Annotated in this window: 11 protein-coding genes and 1 pseudogene; 3 read left to right on the top strand and 9 right to left on the bottom strand. The window is 65.0% G+C overall.

The window, feature by feature from the left end; all coding sequences use genetic code 11:
- Together V7P99_RS08220 and V7P99_RS08215 are read right to left on the bottom strand one after the other, a co-directional pair.
- Positions 1-981, bottom strand: a pseudogene (locus V7P99_RS08220) (hypothetical protein); the annotation flags it as partial.
- A gap of 226 nt (positions 982-1,207) precedes the next feature.
- Positions 1,208-2,356: an OmpA family protein gene (locus V7P99_RS08215; RefSeq protein ID WP_333794317.1), complete on the bottom strand. Its 1,149-nt coding sequence runs from the start codon at positions 2,354-2,356 to the stop codon at positions 1,208-1,210.
- 404 nt (positions 2,357-2,760) lie between these two features.
- Between V7P99_RS08215 and V7P99_RS08210 the strand changes: the two genes are divergently transcribed.
- Positions 2,761-3,444 (top strand): response regulator transcription factor, encoded by a 684-nt coding sequence (locus V7P99_RS08210; protein ID WP_333794316.1) that lies wholly within the window; start codon positions 2,761-2,763, stop codon positions 3,442-3,444.
- A gap of 173 nt (positions 3,445-3,617) precedes the next feature.
- Here V7P99_RS08210 and V7P99_RS08205 read toward each other — a convergent pair whose 3' ends face one another.
- The 3 genes from V7P99_RS08205 to rnk all read right to left on the bottom strand — a co-directional run bounded on the left by V7P99_RS08205 (position 3,618) and on the right by rnk (position 6,675).
- Complete coding sequence (locus V7P99_RS08205) at positions 3,618-4,976, bottom strand: ATP-binding response regulator (protein WP_333794315.1); 1,359 nt, start codon at positions 4,974-4,976, stop codon at positions 3,618-3,620.
- Positions 4,973-6,145 carry an FIST N-terminal domain-containing protein gene (locus V7P99_RS08200; protein ID WP_333794314.1) on the bottom strand — a complete coding sequence of 391 codons (1,173 nt, stop codon included), beginning with the start codon at positions 6,143-6,145 and terminating at the stop codon, positions 4,973-4,975. The genes V7P99_RS08205 and V7P99_RS08200 overlap by 4 nt, the downstream gene beginning before the upstream one ends.
- A gap of 110 nt (positions 6,146-6,255) precedes the next feature.
- A complete protein-coding gene (rnk, locus tag V7P99_RS08195) occupies positions 6,256-6,675 on the bottom strand; it encodes a nucleoside diphosphate kinase regulator (protein WP_333794313.1) in 420 nt (139 codons plus the stop codon).
- Positions 6,676-7,248: 573 nt separating this feature from the next.
- On the opposite strand from rnk, the gene ppk2 reads away from it, so the two are divergent.
- Positions 7,249-8,151, top strand: a complete 903-nt coding sequence (gene ppk2 / locus V7P99_RS08190) for a polyphosphate kinase 2 (RefSeq protein ID WP_333794312.1) — start codon at positions 7,249-7,251, stop codon at positions 8,149-8,151.
- Between the two features lie 221 nt (positions 8,152-8,372).
- Here the strand turns inward: ppk2 and V7P99_RS08185 are convergent, their stop codons facing one another.
- From V7P99_RS08185 to V7P99_RS08170, 4 genes are all read right to left on the bottom strand, one after another.
- Entirely contained in the window at positions 8,373-9,500 is a 1,128-nt protein-coding gene (locus V7P99_RS08185; protein WP_333794311.1) for a DUF2778 domain-containing protein, read from the bottom strand.
- A 141-nt stretch (positions 9,501-9,641) separates the two neighbouring features.
- Positions 9,642-10,532, bottom strand: a complete 891-nt coding sequence (locus tag V7P99_RS08180) for a universal stress protein (RefSeq protein WP_333794310.1) — start codon at positions 10,530-10,532, stop codon at positions 9,642-9,644.
- 69 nt (positions 10,533-10,601) lie between these two features.
- Entirely contained in the window at positions 10,602-11,903 is a 1,302-nt protein-coding gene (locus V7P99_RS08175) for an ABC transporter ATP-binding protein (protein ID WP_333794309.1), read from the bottom strand.
- A gap of 11 nt (positions 11,904-11,914) precedes the next feature.
- The gene (locus tag V7P99_RS08170) at positions 11,915-13,651 is read right to left on the bottom strand and encodes an ABC transporter permease (RefSeq protein ID WP_333794308.1); all 1,737 of its coding nucleotides are present in this window, start codon (positions 13,649-13,651) and stop codon (positions 11,915-11,917) included.
- A gap of 680 nt (positions 13,652-14,331) precedes the next feature.
- Here V7P99_RS08170 and metE point away from each other — a divergent pair.
- Positions 14,332-16,707 carry a 5-methyltetrahydropteroyltriglutamate--homocysteine S-methyltransferase gene (gene metE, locus V7P99_RS08165; RefSeq protein WP_333794307.1) on the top strand — a complete coding sequence of 792 codons (2,376 nt, stop codon included), beginning with the start codon at positions 14,332-14,334 and terminating at the stop codon, positions 16,705-16,707.
- The last annotated feature ends 34 nt before the right edge of the window (positions 16,708-16,741 follow it).

Below are 16,741 nucleotides of genomic sequence, written 5' to 3'. Positions count from 1 at the left end.
CTCTGTCTCTGTCTCTGTCTCTGTCTCTGTCTCTGTCTCTGTCTCTGTCTCTGTCAGAGTTGCCGATTCTGGCTCCTCGGCAACGCCGCCGGCGGTCTCCTCAGCCGCAACTGTTGCGCCGGCCGCACGCTTCATCTCGGCAAAGCTCCGCCCGACGGACGCCACGGGCGCCCGATCGATCGCATCATCTGGCTCGGGGGGTACATCCGCATCGATCGTGTCTGACGGCTCAACCGGCCCGGGCTCCATCACCGACGCAACAGCCGTCTCCTCCGCAGCCTCGTCCAAGGTCGAAACCTGTTGGAAGACCGGCTCGGACTGCAAGGGCTCAGCCTGCGACTCGCGTTCCGCCACAGCCTCTATCTGCTCTGCGGATTCCGGCTCCTCGGCAGCGCCGCGGGCGGTCTCCTCAAGCGTAACAGTTGCGGCGGCGGCCGCGAGCTTCATCTCGGCAAAGCTCCGCCCCACGGACGCCTCGGGCGCCCGATCAATCGCATCATCTAGCTCGGGGGGTGCCTCCGCATCGATCGTGTCTGACGGCTCAACTGGCTCGGGCTCCATCGGGACGACAGCCGTCTCCCCTGCAATCTCGTCCAAGGTCGAAATCGGTTGGAAGACCGGATCGGACTGCGAAGGCTCAGTCGGCAACTCGTGCTCCGCCGATGGCTTTCTATCCGTCGCCTCGAACGCCGGCGCTGGAGAGGGCCAAGGTTGCACCTCGACCACCGGATCGCCGCTGCGAAGGATCGGCGGAATGGCTCCGCCCTGGCCATCGACGAGCGCGCGTCCGAAGCGATTGGTCGCCGCAATGTCGAGCGCGGCGGGAGCAAGGGCGGCGCCTTGGACGAGAACCGATGGCGTCACGGACGGAGCGGTGTCGGCGCCGCCGGAAAAGCCACGCCGGATGAAACACGCGAGTGAGGCTCCGAGTAGGAAAGCGCCCAGCATGAGCAGCAAAATCTGCGCCAGCAAAATCGTCATACGCTTCTACTCCCCCTTCCGAAGACGGCGCGTCACGCGTCGCCGTGCCTTGCTCCGGGCTTCACATTTCGGGTGGCGGCGTGGCGACGCGCCCACCGCCTCAGTCGTCTGCGCCTCCGCAGCTGATCCAGCCGACGACGAGACCGGCGGCGAAGGCGGCTGCCAGGTACCAGAACAGTGTCACAACGAGATAGTCCATCGTTCCCTTCCCCACGCTGAGGCTGCGTCAGTCGACGAAGACCTTGAACTCGATGCGCCGGTTGCGCGCCATGCCCTCCGGCGTGCCGTTGGAAGCCGCCGGACGCGAGGCGCCATGGCCCACCGCTAAAAGCCGATCCCGAGCGACGCCCGCCTGCACCAGGCTGTCAACCACAGCGTGCGCGCGCCGGTCCGAAAGCGCCTGATTGCGCTCGTCAGTCCCTTCCGAATCCGTATGCCCTTCGATCTCGATGCGGGTGCCCGGGCAGGCGTTGATGATCTCTGCAAGCCGCGTCAGCGTCCGCGAGCTTTCCGCATCGATATCGGCCATGGCCCGGCTGAAAAGGATCACGCCGCTTTCCGCAGCCTCGGTCAGGCGCCGCTCACACGCTTTTGTTGCCTCGTTCGTCTCCCTCGCGCGGGCCGCGGCCTCTTCAGCAGCCTGCCGCGCCGCAGCCTCGGCGGCCTGGCGTGCGGCCTCCGCCGCAGCCTCCTGCTGCGCCTTGAGCGCCGCTGCCCGGGCTTCCGCTTCCGCCTTCTGTACAGCCTCGGCGTCCTCCTGCGCTTTCCGCGCAGCCTCGGCCTCGGCGTCTTCCCTTGCTTTTTGCGCAGCAGCCCGCGCCTCGGCTTCAGCTTCAGCCTTGCGCGCAGCTTCCTCTTCGGCGGCCTGCTGGACCCGCCTCGCCGCTTCGGCTTGCTCTGCCGCAAGCGCCGCCCGCTCCGCGTCGCGTTGAGCCTCGATCGCCGCCTGAGTTTGCTCCCGCGCGCGTCGTGAGGCCTCTGCCTCCGCTTTGGCCTGCTCTGCGGCTGCCTGCGCTTGCTCATCGGCGACCCGGGCGGCCGCATCGTCCGGACGTCCTCGCGGCCCGATGCCCGCTCCGCTCGACGCCGTCCCGGAGAGATCGGTCTTGAGCCGGACTGTCCGTATCCCCCATACGCCGCGCACGATATCGAGCGCGGCTTTGGGGGCCCCGTCGGTTTCAGCGAGCCCGGTGATGGTCGCGTCGCGGCCGTCCATGGACACGTTGGCCCACGCCTGTCCGGCCTTGCGCAGCGCCTCGGTTGCACGCACGGCAAGGTCCGCTTCGATCCGGGGCTGTTTCAGATGGAACGTTGCCCAGCCAAGCAACGCGAGCGGAATGAGCCCCCAGAGCCACCGCGAAGGATTGCACTTCATCCCGCCCCCAACTCCTCGCGGCGTGTGCTCCGCTCCCCCCCGGGCGCAAGGCATGGTCACGCGGCAGCCGGCCGGCCTTCAGGCCCGATCCTGACGCGGTGCACTATAGACAAGGCCCTTCGGCTTTCCAAGTTGGGACCGGCCCTACAACCCATCGCAAAGGCTCCCCGCGATGCATCCGCCACACCCCGCCCGCCACGCGCCGAAGGCGCGATAAGCGTGCGGGAGCGGCGCCGGTCTTGTTCCCCTTGCCCCATGGATTTGGCGCATTACCGCTTGCAAAGCCGTGCGCCGCAGTCTCAACTGCAACATGAATATAGCGAGCGGATTGCCAAGTTGATTGCTTTCGCAGGGTTAGCCCCGGCGGCCGAATGTGCCGGGACATACGGGCCGGGATACGAGCGATGACGGTCCGATTTTTGATCGTCGACGATCATCCTCTTTTCCGCGAGGCCCTGCGTCTCGCCATCCAATCGGTCTATCCGGAAGCCGAGACGGTCGAAGCAGCCTCGATCGCCGCAGCGCAAGAAAAGCTCGCGAGCGAGCCGCCGTTCGATCTCCTGCTTCTCGACCTGTCGATGCCGGGCACGCGTGGCTTCGACGGCCTGATCGAGCTACGCGCCGCCCGGCCCAAGCAGCCCATCCTGGTCGTATCCGCGCACGAGGATCCCCGCATCATTCACGAGGCCATGACCTGCGGGGCGGCGGGCTACATCTCGAAATCCGTGAAGAAGCGCGACCTTGCGGAGGCTATTCAGGACGTGATGGCCGGCCTCGTCGTGCTGCCTAAGGACTATACGCCGCCGGGCATAGGCGCCGCTTCGCGTGAGGGCGATCTCGCCGCCCGCGTAGCGTCGCTGACGCGCCAGCAGCTGCGCGTGCTGCACATGGTCCGCCAGGGCATGCTGAACAAGCAGATCGCCCATGAGCTCGGCGTCGGCGAAACGACGATCAAGGCCCATGTGTCCGAGATCATGCGCAAGCTCAACGTCGTGTCCCGTACGCAAGCCGTCATCGAAGTCGCGCGCCTCGACTTCGACGCGGTGCTTGAAAGTGTCACGGACAAGGATCCAGAAAAGCGCGGCTAGAGCGCTTCCGGAAACGTGGAACCCGTCACGGCGGAGTCATGCGAACAAGCATCCGACAACAATAAGAACGAAGAAGAAACAGAAACTTAGAGCCGTTTTCTAGCCCCACTTAAACTCGAACGGCTCTGAGCAGACCTGTTCGGGCGAATGCGGCCAAGCGGTTTGGCGCAGCTTCATCCGACCAGATGCGTGATGAGTGCGCGCAACTCGGCGGGCTTCACCGGCTTGCGCAGGATCTCGCAGCCCGCCTCAGCGACGGCTTCGGCGACCTCACGCGAATGATCGGCCGTGATGACGATGGCCGGAATGGAGCCGCTCCCGCCCTGCCGCAGCCTCGCGACCGAGGTCAGCCCCGATTCACCGGCGTCGAGATGGAAGTCTGCGAGCACGATATCCGGCTGGAAGTCCGGCTCTCCACCGATCAGATTTTCGATATCAGACAGTCCGCCGACGAAGCGCGCCTCGCATCCCCAGCGATCGAGGAGCGCGCCCATGGCCTCTCGCACGCCCCGGTCGTTGTCGATCACGATCGCCTTGACGCCCGCAAGCCCGTAGGCGCGCGAGGCCGATGGCTGCGGGCGTGCCGGTAGCCTTCCGGCTGCCGATGTCTCATCGGCAAGCGGGACATAGACGCTGAAGCGCGTGCCATGCCCCATCTTGGAGCAGAGGCCGATGCGGTGACCGAGCGCCTCGCTCATGCGTGCAATGATGGAAAGACCGACGCCGAAGCCGAGCGCGGGGCTGCGCTGGCCGGCCGCTCCGCGGCGAAATTCCTCGAAGATCATCGTCTGTTCGGAGGGTGCAATCCCCGGACCCGTATCCCACACGTCGATCCGGAGACGCGATCCGCATATGCGTCCGGAAAGCAGAACACGGCCCCTGTCCGTATACTGTACGGCATTGGCCAGCAGGTTCTGCAGGATGCGTCTCAGCATGAGCGGATCGGATATCACCGCCGCATCACGCGTCCGCACCGTGAGCCCAAGCCCCTTGGCACGCGCGATCGGCTCCATGTCGAGCATCACCGAGCGGAAGAGGCTTTCGACATCGATGACCTGAAGCGAGGGTTTCAAGGCCCCTGACTCGAGCTTCGAGAGATCGAGGATCGTCCGCAGCAACTCTTCGATCGTGGAAAGCGCGTGATCCACCTGCCCGACGAGACGCTTCTGCTGCTGGGCGTCTTGGATTTCGGCCAGCGCCGAGAGCGACAGGCGCGCCGCATGCAGCGGCTGAAGCAGATCGTGGCTGACGGACGTGAAGAAGCCGGTCTTGAACCGGTTGGCGCGTTCGGCCCCGTCGCGGGCGCTGATCAGCTGCTCGTTGGTCCGCTCCAGCCTGTCGAGCGCGCTTTTGAGCTCCTCCGTCCGCGCCTTCACCTGCGTCTCGAGGCCAATGGCGGTCTGGAAGATGGAATAGGCGTTCGCCTGATAGTCCATGCTGCGCTCGACGCGCTGCATCAGCGCGGCATTGATCTTCGCGAGCTTCGCATTGCGACGCTCCAGCTCCTCGCGCAGCCGTTCGCTGGCGGTCATCGCACGCTCCGTCGTGAGCCGAAGGCGACGCCCGTCAGCGTCTGGTTGAGGTGCATCGAGTTGAGCTGCTCGCCGTAGGTGTGAAATCCGACCACGCGGTAGGCCCGGTACAGGTCCTCCATCTGGCGGCGGACTTGCCGGTTCTCGGCATCCAAGCGACGCAGGACGCAATCGAACCCGAGCACGAGATCGATGCCGCCGAGCGCTTGGTCTATCTCTTCGAGGGTGCGTTCCGTCGCGCTCAGCATATCGTTGGGCCGCGCGACCGTGAGCACGAGCCCCTCGTCGATCGCGCAGAAGAAGGAGAGGCTTCCATCCGGGTTCATGTTGCGGATGGAACGGCAGTAATAGTCACCGCCCACCTTCACCACAAGCGGATAGGAGGCAAAGCTGAACGGGCCGATCTCATCCGGGAGAAGGCCGATGGCGGACGCATACTCGCGCGCAGCCGGCTCGGCATTGAGCTCGTGCACCGTCCGGGCCTCGACGTCGGCCGCCGTGACCACGAGCTTGATCGGCGTCGGCTCGAAATTGGACGACTTGAAGATGCGGAACGGATAGTCGCTCTCGATCATCATGAGGACGGCGCTGCGCGTAAGCACGCGCCCCTCGTGGATCAGCGTGGTTTGCCGGAAGGCGAGCCCGTCTCCCGCCGACCCGCCTATGAGCTGCATGTCGCCGAACGCCCAGTGCACGGCCGCGACCAGCGGCTCCTCGGCATTGGACAGGCCATCGACGAGCATGACGCCGAACACGCGTTCGGCAAGCTTGTCGCGATCATGCTCGCCGATGCGCACCTTAAGGTCCCGCACGATCTCGCTGGCGCGCTCGACGCCAAGCACATCGACATCCTCGATCACGCCGGTGTGGATGCGGAAGCCCGTACGAGGAAACGCGATCAGGAGCACGCCGCTTTCCATGAGCCCATCGGGAGCAATGCCGCCCGCCGTCGAGCATCCGCTGACGGCAACGCCGTGGAAGGCTTCCGAAAGCCTCGCGGCGAGCTCGGACGCGTCGTAGTCCGCCGAGAAAAAGGCCAGGATATGCTGAAAATCGCCGTCCAGGAGGGCCTTCAGCTCGCATACGGCATCATGAACCCCGGGAGCACGCGTGCTGGCGACACCAATTCCGCAAGTGTCAGTGTCCCGAGAGCCAACCGCTTGCGCCAATCGCTACCTCCCCGGCGCTCGTTGCCACGCGATCTCCTGCGTGGGGACGCCGTTATAGGACCCGTTGAATGCAAGCTGCCACAGCTCGGGCGGGCCGACAATTCCCCCTTCTAAAGCTCGGCACGGGGAGGCAAGACGGAAATGACCGTGAGTTCGTGCGGCCGTCCGTCGGCGCCGTTCACGGTCATGGCCTGGCCGGAGGAAAGCCCGATCAACGCCGAGCCGATCGGCGTCAGCACGGAGATCTTTCCCTGGTCGATATTGGCTTCCCCTGGAAATACGAGTTCCACTTCCCGCTTCTCACCACCATCGATCGAGAACACGATGCGCGAGTTCATTCGCACGACGGTCTCGGGCACCTTGGCGTCCGGCACCACCACCGCACGCTCCATCTCCGAAAGAAGCACCTGCGCCACCTTTTCCGATCGCCCCGCGCTCATGGCGGAAGACGCGAGCGTGGACAGCCGGTTCTCCTCGCCCTCACCAACCACGATTTGCGGGAGTTCGTTGACAGGAGAGTTGTAGACCATTGTGAGCCTCTTATGAGCGAAGGCCGGCCTGAGCGAACGCACAGACCTGCGGAAGGGCAATATGGTGCGCGCCTCATACGGAGACGCGAACGCTCTGGCTATGTGTTGGAAAGAGCCCCCGGCCTGGGTGGGGACACGTGCGGCGCCAAGCCGGGGCTACGTGCCCGCGACGTCGGTTTCCCCTCGGGGGAGCTTGAGATGAAAGGCCGCTGCGTTCATTCCGAAACAATGGGGAGAGCTGACCGCTCTGTCAATGGGTCGCAGCTCGGCTGGAATTCGGGATGCCGCATCCGAAATGGCGGCCAGAGCACGGGAAAGCCCCGCGTCTTGCATTCGGCGCAACCAGCCGCCATTGTCGAGCGACGCGGTGCCACCCCATATGCACCCTCACCGGCGAGACGCCACCCTGAAGATGAAGACGCGCATTGCCCGCGGCCGGCTCCCCGGCCCGGCTCGACGTCGGCTGTCATCGCCCCGACATAGAGCACGGCGAAGCATGGGCCCGGACCGCCACCGGCGCGAACCGCCCGCAACCAACGCCAACTCCCCAACGGCCCAGCAACCGAGAGCACGATGACACCCGACAAGATCAAGGAAGACTGGCTCGATAGCCTCGATGAAGAGCTTGAGCTCGAACTCGACGACACGCGCGTGTCCGGGGGCGACCGCGACGCCGATGCGAGCTCCGATCTGGCCGGGCGACGGCACTATTTCCGCGAACTCTTCCGCCTTCAGCGCGAACTGGTGAAGCTTCAGGATTGGGTGGTGCAGGAGAAGCTCAAGGTCGTCGTTGTCTTCGAAGGCCGGGACGCGGCAGGTAAGGGCGGCGTCATCAAGCGCATCACCCAGCGCCTCAATCCCCGCGTGTGCCGCGTCGCCGCCCTCCCGGCGCCGAGCGAGCGCGAACGCTCGCAATGGTATTTCCAGCGCTACGTCAGCCATCTTCCGGCCGGCGGCGAAATCGTGCTTTTCGACCGCAGCTGGTACAATCGCGCGGGCGTCGAGCGCGTCATGGGCTTCTGCACCGAGGACGACGTGGAAGAGTTCTTCCGCTCATGCCCCGAGTTCGAGCGCATGCTCGTCCGCTCCGGCATCAAGCTCGTCAAGTACTGGTTCTCGATCACCGACGAGGAGCAGAACTTCCGCTTTGAGATGCGCATCCAGGATCCGCTCAAGCAATGGAAGCTCTCACGCATGGATCTCGAGTCGCGGCGCCGCTGGGAAGCTTACACCAAGGCCAAGGAGGCAATGCTCGAGCGCACGCATATTCCCGAGGCACCTTGGTGGATCGTCGAGGCGGACGACAAGAAGCGCGCCCGCCTGAATTGCATCAGCCACCTGCTGACGCAGGTCCCGTACCGGGAGGTTTCGCGCGAGGACATCATGCTACCCGATCGCGTCTATAATCCGGATTACATACGCGGACCGGTCCCACCCGAGATGTACGTCCCCGACCTTTACGGCGAGGATGACTAGAGTGCGTCCGGAAAGCGGAAACGATTTTCCGACAAGAAGCACGAAGAAACAAAAGCTAAGATCCGTTCCCCGTTTCCACTTAAATCAGAACGGCTATAGACGCTGACCGTTCTCGGCGGATGCGGACATGCGCCGCCGAGAACGTGAAGAAGGCTCTCGACAAAGGTGTAGAGTGATCCGCTTCTTCCACCGACGGGGAACGCGCTTCAAGCCCAGCCGCGCTATTTGAACAGCGAGGTGAGCGAGAACGAGGAGGCCACGATGACCGGCGGCGCCTCGGCGACCTGTGGATGGGGCTCGTCGATGTGCACGTCGAGACCGGTTGCGCGCCCATCCTTGATCAGGGACGCCACATACGACCAGCCCTTGGGCTCGAGACCGATGCAAGCTTCCGACATCTCTCCCTTGAGACGGACGTGGATGGCGATGTTGCCGCGCTTCAGGATGGCGGCCGTATGGGCGGGGCTGAAGCGGTCCTTGCTCCAGAGCTCCTTCAAATAGATCGCCGCGACGTGGCGCTTGGTCTTCGGCCCCCAGCTCACGCGATGGGCGGGGCTGGCCGCAAACGCATATTTGCCCGGCGGCAAGGGGCCGACCGCGCGTGCTGCGAAGCAGTCCGGATCCGGATTGTTGCGGCAGACATCCCGGCCCGAGAGGCCCCAGGCGATCGTCTTCCCGTTCACACTCGGATCATCCGAGACGACGAACAGGCGGCCGGTTCGGATCGTGTATCCGAGGCGGAAGCTCCGAGCCGCGGCGGGCACTTCACGCACGACGTCCTGGAACGGGCTGCAGATCTCGCCGCCCGTCAGCTTGCGCTCGTAACCGTTGAGCTTGATCGTGACGTAATCCACGCCCGGTGCGCAGTCCCATCGCTCCGGCACTTTCTTGCCCGCGAGCGCAATGGCTGGCGGCGGCAAAGGAACCTTCGGCTGCTTGGGAGCCGCCTCGATCACCGGCTTTATCGGCACAGGCCGCGTCGTCGTCGTCCAGTCAGCCTCTGGCACGACCTCCGGCGTCTGCCTTACCTGCTCGCACTTGGCCGAGAGCTTTGGCGGCTGGATCTGTGAGGCCGCCAGCCGGCGCGCCACCGCGCTCGCTGCACCCTTCTCGATATAGGATTGGATGAGAGCAGCCTGGACTTCGACCTGCTCTTCGGAAAGCTCGAAGATGCATTCCTCATAGATCTGGTCGCCGACCTTGCTGAAGATGTCGGCAATGGCCGCGGCCGCCGCGGATGCCGAGCCGGCCCCGTCGTCGACCACGGGCTGAGCCAGCGCCGCCGGAGGAAAGGCCATGAAGAGCCCTGCGACGGCCGCAAGCCACGGCTTCAGTCTCATCCTGCTCATCGTCATTCTTCGGGACACTTGAATTGCAAACGGCGTCCGCCTGCCGCTCCTATGCAAGGAGCCTGGGTCAAGAGTAAGGCCTCGCAAGGGCCAGCACGAGCGGCTCCACAATGATGACGTGAGGAGAAGCCCTCACCGTGATCATTCAGCAACCGGCACGATCAGAACGTCGCAGCCCGCTTCCCTGAGAACGCGCTGCGTAACGCTGCCGAGAAGCGCCCTCAGAACCGCTCCCCGGCCATTGGGCCCGAGCGCCAGCAGGTCCACATCGCGATCGGTGGCGAGGCGTACCAGCACCTGCCCGGGCTCGCCGTCGATCAAGCGCAGCTCCGCCCTCGGCCCCGCCGTCAGCTCTTTCGCAAACGCCGCGAGTTCCGCCTCCGCGCGCTGACGCTTGCTCGTGCGATAGCGTTCGATATCGGCGAGCGAGGTTCCCGCCCGCAGCATGGCCTGCTCGAACGACAACGGAATGGAGACGGCGTGAACGAGCTCCAGGCGGGCCCCCGGCGCGAGACTTGCCGCCTCCATCGCGGCCGCCCGGGATGGAGGGGAAAAATCGATGGCCGCCGCGACGCGCCTGTAGGGCCGGTCCGCGGCGCCTCTGACGATGAGCACCGGTACCGGCGACGCTCTCACGACCCGGTCTGCCGTGGAGCCGAGCACCCTTTCGCTAAGCGTCTGGCGTCTGCCGGACCCAATCACCACCAGGTCGGTGCCGAGGTCCCCGGCGAGGCTCGTGATGACGTCATACGGCTTACCGAATCGAATTTCGACGGCGCCGCCGGACACGTCGCTCGCGGGCTCGAGCAGCGCCGCGATCTCCCGCTTCCCCTGCCGCTCCAGCTGACCCTTGAGATCGTCCTCGCTCCGGTACGGACCCGCGGCGGCCTCCGCCAAAGCCTCCCCGTCGACGACATGCAGCAATACGAGCTTCGCTCTATGCTCCGCCGCCAGCCGTGCGGCGCGTTGCACCACCACATTGCTGCCGGCCTCGAGATCGACAGCGGCCAGGATCGTTCTCATTTCCGCCATATCTAGCCCTCGCCCATGCCTGTCCGTAACGCTTTGCGCCTCATCACCATAGGCCCCACCCTGGCGTCGTCAGGGGTTGTCCAGGCTGAAAACATGCGCCCGGTCATCATAGGCGAAAACCTCTCCATAGCGGCCGAGATCGATGACGGCCCGGAGCGTCTGCTCTGCGGCGTCCGGCGACATATGATCCTCGAGCTCATCCGCAAATCGGCTCCAGGGCGCACGATGGCTCGGCCGCTCGTCGAGGACACGCCGGATATGAGCCGCGAGCGCCACATACGTGAGGAGATGCCGCGCAAAGAGCCGCTTGCGTTGATCCGTATCCTCGATGGCGAACTCTTTGCCTTCGGCCGTGAGTCGGATGTCGCCCCCCGCCACTTCGGCGAAGCGCAGCATCTGGAGGGTTTCCGCCACTGGAAAGAGGTCATCGATCTCCATATGCAGCGAGGCCGCGATCACGGGGAGATCGGCCTCGCCGTCATAGGGAGGCCCGGCCACCTCTTCGAGGAGCCCCGCGAGCAGGTTCGAGGAGACGTGGGGCAGAATGCTTCCTATTCCAGCGCCAGGGAACCGTTCGACCCGCCTGCTCGGATGCTCCGCCGCAACACGCGCTGTCATCTCGACGTAGATACGCTCGACAAGGTCTCGGAAATCGGGATCGAGGCGCGCACGCGGATGTGCGAGATCGACCTTGATCTCCTTGAGCACGCGTCCCGGATTGCTGCCGAACACAAGGATCCGGTCGCACATGAGCACTGCCTCCTCGATGTTGTGGGTGACGAGGATCACGCCCTTGATCGGCAGCTGACCCTCAGCCCAGAGGTCGAGGAAGTCGGTGCGCAGCGTCTCGGCCGTCAGCACGTCGAGCGCTGAGAACGGCTCGTCCATAAGCAGGATATTGGGATGGACGACGAGCGCGCGCGCAAATCCCACGCGTTGGCGCATGCCGCCCGAGAGCTCCCGCGGATAGGCAGATTCGAAGCCGTCGAGACCAATGAGGTCGATGGCATCCAGCGAGCGGCGGCGGATCTCCTCGGCGGGCAACCCCAGCGCCTCGAGACCGAGTTGCACGTTCTCGAGAACAGTAAGCCAGGGGAACAGCGCGAAGCTCTGGAACACCATGGCGATGCCGGGCGGCGGGGCCGTCACGTCCTGTCCGAGGTAGCGGATGCGCCCTGCGGCAGGCTTGGACAGCCCCGCGATGAGACGGAGCAGCGTCGACTTGCCGGAACCGGATCGCCCGAGCAGGCCGACGATCTCGCCTTCGCGCAGGGTGAGATCGATGCCGTCGAGAACGAGCAGCTCTCCGCCATCCGGCTTGCGGAACGACTTGCGGATGCCCTCTACATTCAGCAGCGCTGCGTTGGTCATGCGATCCTCCGTCATCCAAGGCGGAACTTGCGCTCGGCATACGCATAGAGCGGACGCCAGAACACTCGGTTGATGATAACGACGAACGCGCTCATCACCGCGATGCCGAGCACGATGCGGGGGAAGTCGCCTGCATCCGTCGCATCGGTGATATAGGCGCCGAGGCCATGGGCCCTGAGAGTCGTGTCCCCCCAGCTCGCGATCTCGGCGACGATACTGGCGTTCCACGAGCCGCCGGACGCGGTGATCGCCCCCGTCATGTAGAACGGGAACACGGCCGGAAGCGCGATCCGCCGCCACCACAGCCAGCCGCGGACGCCGAGGTTGGCGCCGATGTCCCGCAACTCGCTCGGGATGGTTGACGCCCCTGCAATGACGTTGAACAGAATATACCACTGCGTGCCGAGGATCATGAGTGGGCTCAGCCAGATATCGGGATTGAGCTGCAGCACCACGATTGCGGATACGGCCAGTGGGAAGAGAAGGTTCGCCGGGAATGCTGCGAGGAACTGCACGATCGGCTGGGCGATACGCACGGCACCGGGCCGGAGCCCGATCCAGACCCCGATCGGAACCCAGATGATGCTGGCGAGCGCGATCAGCACCGTCACGCGCACCATGGTGGCGACGCCGAGCAGCACCGTCGTGCCAGCTTCCGACGGCGTGACGCCGGCGAGCACGAAGATGCCGATTTCCCACGATACGTAGATGCAGGCTGCGACGATGGTGGCGGTCCAGAGGTGGTCGAGCCAGCCCCGCCCTGTAAGGGCCGTTTCGGCCTCCGGCCGCGCTGTCTCCTTCACGGAGGGAGCGACCTGATAGGTCCAGTGCCATGCCGCCGCGAGAGGCGCGACGGCCACGGATACGATCCGCGAACGCCTGAGCACCGAGAGAACCCACGAGCGCGCGGGACCCGTGCTCGATTCCTGCTCGAAACGGAACCGGTCCGCCCATGCGACGAGCGGCCGGAACAGGAGCTGATCGTAGATAAGGATCACGATCAGCATAGTGCCGATCGCCCAGCCGATGGCGCTGAGATCCCGTTCGGCGATGGCGAGGGCGATATAGGAGCCGATGCCGGGCAGCGCGACGGTCGTGTCCCCGACGCTGATCGCTTCGGATGCGACGACGAAGAACCAGCCGCCGGACATCGACATCATCATGTTCCACACGAGTGCCGGCATGGCGAACGGCGCTTCGAGCTTCCAAAAACGCATCCAGGGATTGAGCCGGAACGAGCGCGAGGCTTCGGAGAGCTCCTTCGGCACCGTGCGCAGCGACTGATAGAAGCTGAAGGCCATGTTCCAGGCCTGGCTGGTGAAGATGGCGAAGACAGCGGCAAGCTCCGCGCCAAGCATCTTTCCGGGAGCGAGCGACATGAAGAAGACGACGGTGACCGAGATGAAGCCGAGAATCGGCACCGATTGGAGAATGTCGAGAAGCGGTATGAGCACCTGCTCTGCACGCCGGCTTTTTGCTGCCCAGGTTGCATAGGTAAAGGTGAAGACGAGTGACAGCACCATGGCGGCCAGCATGCGCAGCGATGTGCGCGCCGCGTAGTCCGGCAAGGCGGACGGATCGAGCGTGATGCCGCCGAAGCCTGCCTCGGGCAGCGGCTGCATGAGGCCTCGGCTGGCCTGCGCGAGCAGAACCAGAACGCCGAGCACCAAGAGCACCGCCGCCAGATCCCACATCGACCAGACACCAGGGCGTGCATCTTCACGCCGCGGCCCGGACTGCAGCCTCATGCTGGCACCCCGACGGGGCGAATGGCGATCCGTGCGTCGAAGGGAGCGATGTGATGCGCGGCCCGATGAGCGGCGAGCGCATGCCAGCCGATGCAGTCTCTGATCACGTCGGGCACCTCTTGGCTAAAACTGGCAACAAGGGGGCCGAAGGATCGATCCTACACCCGTCTCGTTTCCTGAATTCTGGAAGGTCGACTGTCGTCGTCGCTCATTGCTCATCCTCACCGGCAGCCGGAACATGTTCAGGCTGCCCTTAGGGGAACCGGATAGCATTGCCCCTGTTCAAAGTCACCCCTTGCACCACGGCAAACGCGCCCTTCGAACGCGCCGTTAAGCCGTGGGAGCAACGACGGCCCGGGCACAGCCAAAGCCATGCGGCTTGCGCCGCCCCTATGCCTGCAAGCGCCTGCGGTGTTGCCCGTCTCAGTGGCAAGGCTGCGGCCATCGCTGCGGCCCGCTGCACCGGCGCAGGCGTCGCAATGGCGTCGCAATGGCGTCGAGCGCATCGGCCGCTGCTTGATGAAGGTCAAGGTCAGCGTCCTAGCAGAAGCTCCAGGCTTGCCCGAATCCAGGCTCGCATGCAGGGCAGCTTTGAATGGCCGCCGTCAACGCCGACGGCCACCCCACACCGATTGCAGCCTCCACGGCCAAAGTCTAAGCTTTCAACAAAGGTGATCGTCATGATCCAGACTGCCAACCTCGGCTTCCCGCGCATCGGCCTCGGTAGAGAGCTCAAGAAGGCCACCGAGAGCTACTGGCGCGGAGAGATCGACTACGCGGCCCTGCGCGCGGTGGGCGCAGACTTGCGCAAGCGGCATTGGCTTCTGCAGAAAGAAGCCGGGATCGACGTCATCCCCTCCAACGACTTCTCGTTCTACGATCAGCTTCTCGACATGTCGGCCATGGTCGGCGCCGTGCCGCCCCGGTTCCATGGTCCAGGCGCAATACATCGGACGGACGCCACGCACGAAGCGGCGAGCGCCTACGGCGCGATGGCGGATGTGGCCGAGGACGCAGCCGAAGGTAGCGCCAGGCAGGTGGACTTCGACACCTATTTCGCCATGGCCCGCGGCTCGGACGCAGCACCTGCGATGGAAATGACCAAGTGGTTCGACACCAACTATCATTTCATCGTTCCCGAGTTCCAGGCCGATCAGGAGTTCCGCCTCGCCTCGCGCAAAGCGATCGACGAGTTCAAGGAAGCGAAAGCGCTTGGCGTCCACACGCGCCCGGTTCTCATCGGCCCGGTCACCTATCTGACTCTCGGCAAAGCGAAGGATGCCGATCTCGAACCGCTGTCTCTCCTGGAAAAGTTGCTGCCGGTCTACGCTGAGATCCTGTCGGCGCTCGCCATGGCAGGAGCCGACTGGGTGCAACTCGATGAACCGATCCTCGCCACGGATCTCAGCAACGCACAGAGGGCCGCCTTCGAGACCGCCTATGCAGCCCTGTCCGGCGCCGGCATCAACATCCTGCTCGCGACATACTTCGGCGGCCTCGCCGACAACCTCGCGCTTGCAACGAAGCTCCCCATCAGCGGCCTCCACGTCGATCTCGTTCGCGCACCTGCAGAACTCGACGCGGTGCTCGCGGCCTGGCCTGCGGGCCGCACGCTCTCCCTCGGCCTCATCGACGGCCGCAACATCTGGCGCGCCGACCTCGACGCGGCTTTCGATAAGATCGAGACGGCGATCGCCGCGCGCGGCCAGAACGGGCTTCAGATCGCCCCCTCTTGCTCGCTCCTCCATACGCCCGTGGATCTCGACGCCGAGCAGAAGCTCGATGCGGAGCTCAAATCCTGGCTCGCCTACTCTCGCCAGAAGCTCCTTGAGGTGGTCGCCCTGGGAACCGCAGCTAAGGACGGGAAGGTCGCCGCTCGCAACGCCTTCGCAGAGAGCGCCGCGGCCGTCGCGTCGCGCACCGCCTCGAAGCGCATTCACAACCCGGCAGTGATGGCCCGCGCCGCCGCCGTGACGGAAGCGGACCTGAACCGCGGCGCGCCCTTCGAGGCACGCCGCGCCCGCCAGCGCGCCCGCCTCGCTCTGCCGCCGTTCCCAACGACCACCATCGGCTCCTTCCCCCAGACCGAAGCCGTGCGCAAGGCGCGCGCCGCCTTCAAGCGCGGCGAGATGGAGAGCGCTGCCTACGATGCGTTTCTCAAACGGGCGACGGAGGACGCCGTCCGCAAGCAGGAAGAACTCGGGATCGACGTGCTCGTGCACGGCGAGTTCGAGCGCAACGACATGGTCGAATATTTTGGCGAGCAGCTTTCAGGATTTGCCTTCACGCAGCACGGTTGGGTCCAATCGTATGGATCGCGCTACGTCAAGCCGCCGATCATCTTCGGTGACGTCTCGCGTCCGCACCCGATGACGGTCGAGTGGTCGCGCTACGCGCAATCGCTGACCGAGCGGCCTATGAAGGGCATGCTGACCGGCCCGGTAACGATCCTGCAATGGTCGTTCGTGCGCGATGACCAGCCACGCTCCGAAACGTGCCGGCAGATCGCCCTCGCCATCCGCGACGAGGTGGTCGACCTCGAGAAAGCGGGCATTCCGATCATCCAGATCGACGAGCCGGCCCTGCGCGAAGGCCTGCCGCTGCGCCGCGCCAAATGGGGCGCCTATCTCGATTGGGCCGTCGCCTGCTTCCGCCTTGCGGCGAGCGGAGCCAGCCCCGACACGCAGATCCACACGCACATGTGCTACTGCGAGTTCAACGACATCATGCCGGCGATTGCGGCTCTCGACGCCGACGTGATCTCGATCGAGACGTCCCGCTCGGACATGGAGCTTCTTGAGAGCTTCTCCGACTTCAAGTATCCGAACGAGATCGGCCCGGGTGTCTACGACATCCATTCGCCCCGCTGCCCCGGAACCGGGGACATGAGCGCACTGCTGGCCAAGGCCCGCGAGCGCCTCTCTCCCGATCAGATCTGGGTCAATCCCGACTGCGGGCTCAAGACACGCAAGTGGGAGGAAGTGCTGCCGGCTCTCGAGAACATGGTTGCCGCCGCCAGGGAAGCGCGCGCAGCGATGGCCGATCGGGGTTCCTGATCGACAGCAGCCCGCGAATGCAGCGACAAAGGCC

It is taken from the genome of Hyphomicrobium sp. (assembly GCF_036780825.1).
Taxonomy (GTDB): domain Bacteria; phylum Pseudomonadota; class Alphaproteobacteria; order Rhizobiales; family Hyphomicrobiaceae; genus Hyphomicrobium_C.
Note: the sequence above shows the minus strand (reverse complement) of the source record. Positions and strands in the feature narration are given on the sequence as shown.

Bases quoted from the DNA above. Each gene is read 5' to 3' on its own strand.
- V7P99_RS08170 (WP_333794308.1), bottom strand. From the start codon at position 13,651: ATGAGGCTGCAGTCCGGGCCGCGGCGTGAAGATGCACGCCCTGGTGTC.
- V7P99_RS08185 (WP_333794311.1), bottom strand. From the start codon at position 9,500: ATGAGCAGGATGAGACTGAAGCCGTGGCTTGCGGCCGTCGCAGGGCTC.
- V7P99_RS08175 (WP_333794309.1), bottom strand. From the start codon at position 11,903: ATGACCAACGCAGCGCTGCTGAATGTAGAGGGCATCCGCAAGTCGTTC.
- V7P99_RS08215 (WP_333794317.1), bottom strand. From the start codon at position 2,356: ATGAAGTGCAATCCTTCGCGGTGGCTCTGGGGGCTCATTCCGCTCGCG.
- V7P99_RS08210 (WP_333794316.1), top strand. From the start codon at position 2,761: ATGACGGTCCGATTTTTGATCGTCGACGATCATCCTCTTTTCCGCGAG.
- ppk2 (WP_333794312.1), top strand. From the start codon at position 7,249: ATGACACCCGACAAGATCAAGGAAGACTGGCTCGATAGCCTCGATGAA.
- V7P99_RS08205 (WP_333794315.1), bottom strand. From the start codon at position 4,976: ATGACCGCCAGCGAACGGCTGCGCGAGGAGCTGGAGCGTCGCAATGCG.
- metE (WP_333794307.1), top strand. From the start codon at position 14,332: ATGATCCAGACTGCCAACCTCGGCTTCCCGCGCATCGGCCTCGGTAGA.
- V7P99_RS08180 (WP_333794310.1), bottom strand. From the start codon at position 10,532: ATGGCGGAAATGAGAACGATCCTGGCCGCTGTCGATCTCGAGGCCGGC.
- rnk (WP_333794313.1), bottom strand. From the start codon at position 6,675: ATGGTCTACAACTCTCCTGTCAACGAACTCCCGCAAATCGTGGTTGGT.